Origin of the sequence: Candidatus Contendobacter odensis Run_B_J11 (genome assembly GCF_000531125.1) — a bacterium.
GTDB lineage: Bacteria > Pseudomonadota > Gammaproteobacteria > Competibacterales > Competibacteraceae > Contendibacter > Contendibacter odensensis.
Window position 1 is genome coordinate 1 of record NZ_CBTK010000009.1, and the last position, 1,191, is coordinate 1,191.

At 53.7% G+C, this 1,191-nt stretch carries 3 protein-coding genes; all 3 read right to left on the bottom strand.

Features of this window, described 5'->3' with window-relative positions:
* Positions 1 to 229: 229 nt before the first annotated feature.
* The 3 genes from BN874_RS00480 to BN874_RS00490 are packed head-to-tail and all read right to left on the bottom strand — an operon-like array spanning position 230 to position 1,054.
* Positions 230 to 403 (bottom strand): toxin-antitoxin system HicB family antitoxin, encoded by a 174-nt coding sequence (locus BN874_RS00480; RefSeq protein WP_230314286.1) that lies wholly within the window; start codon positions 401 to 403, stop codon positions 230 to 232.
* Complete coding sequence (locus BN874_RS00485; RefSeq protein WP_034430101.1) at positions 400 to 804, bottom strand: PIN domain-containing protein; 405 nt, start codon at positions 802 to 804, stop codon at positions 400 to 402. Before BN874_RS00485 ends, BN874_RS00480 begins: the two co-directional genes overlap by 4 nt.
* Before the next feature lie 10 nt (positions 805 to 814).
* Positions 815 to 1,054 (bottom strand): type II toxin-antitoxin system Phd/YefM family antitoxin, encoded by a 240-nt coding sequence (locus BN874_RS00490; protein ID WP_034430103.1) that lies wholly within the window; start codon positions 1,052 to 1,054, stop codon positions 815 to 817.
* Positions 1,055 to 1,191 lie beyond the last annotated feature (137 nt).

The following is a 1,191-nucleotide window of genomic DNA, read 5'->3' on the forward strand; positions in this document are numbered from 1 at the left end:
TCTCGCCAGGGTGGATCAGCGGCAGCCGGTCTGCCGTCGGGTCAACCACCTCCGAGAAATCCATCAAGTCCAGGTCTTCTATCCGAATATTCATCAATCCAGGACTTTCGCTTATAAACTAGGGTGTCGTCATACCCGTGAAAACGGGTATCCAGTCTTTCCAGCAGCTTACTGGATTCCCGCTGACGCGGGAATGACGAAAAGCGAAAGTTCTGCAATCTATCCTTGATCAAGGCCGGATCTCGTTTTGTCCGTCAAGCCGATCCAGAATGGCCAGCGCCCGTTGCGGATCAGCTTGAGCCGCCAGGGTGCGAAACCGGGTCTCGGCATCAAAGCCGGACAAGGTTTGAATGCTCTGTTCTTTCATCAATTTGTTCAGATTCAAGTCGTTCAACTCGCTCACGTTTTGACCAGCCAGTTTTCGATAGTGAGGTCGGGTATCCGTTCAAATTCGCGCAGGTTGTCGGTGACGAGAGGGATTCCGAGCGCCAGAGCCTGGGCGGCGATCCACAGATCATTGTTTCCAATTGGCAATCCACAATGCTCCAGTTGGTGGCGGATTCGTCCATAGGCGCGACTGGTCGCCGCATCCAGCGCGATCACCGTGAAACCGTGGATGATCGTTTGCAATTTCGCCCGGTTACGGTCGGGGAATGCGCTTTTTTCAGCGCCAAATTCGAGTTCGCCAAGCACAATCGGCGACAACAGGACATCGACCGCCCGCACCTTTTGTAAATGCGCCCGAACCGAGGGAACGCCTTTTACGGCGGCAATCAGGATGTTCGTATCGAGTAACCAAGCCATTGAACGCCACTCAGTTGAAAGTCGCCACCGGTTCTGGAGGCGAGTCTTCAGGAGCGGTCAGATCAAATTCGTCCATGGATTCACCTGTCCATAATGGCCGAAACACATCAGCCGCTGTTTGCCCCGTGGGGGGAACCAGATGCGCCACGGGACGTCCATGACGGGTAATGACAATCTCTTCACCTGCTTCTACCGCTGCCAAAAAGGCGGAAAAATGCGATTTTACTTCCACAATCGGGGCTGAACGCATCGGAATGCCCTCTTAAAAATGACCTTATAGTCATCGTAACTGATGGCTCGGCGATGATCAATCGCATCTACCCAACGCCTCCTGACAAAAATAGTCACCCTCGCCGCTTCCCGTCACTTATCGCCCGCAATGATTCC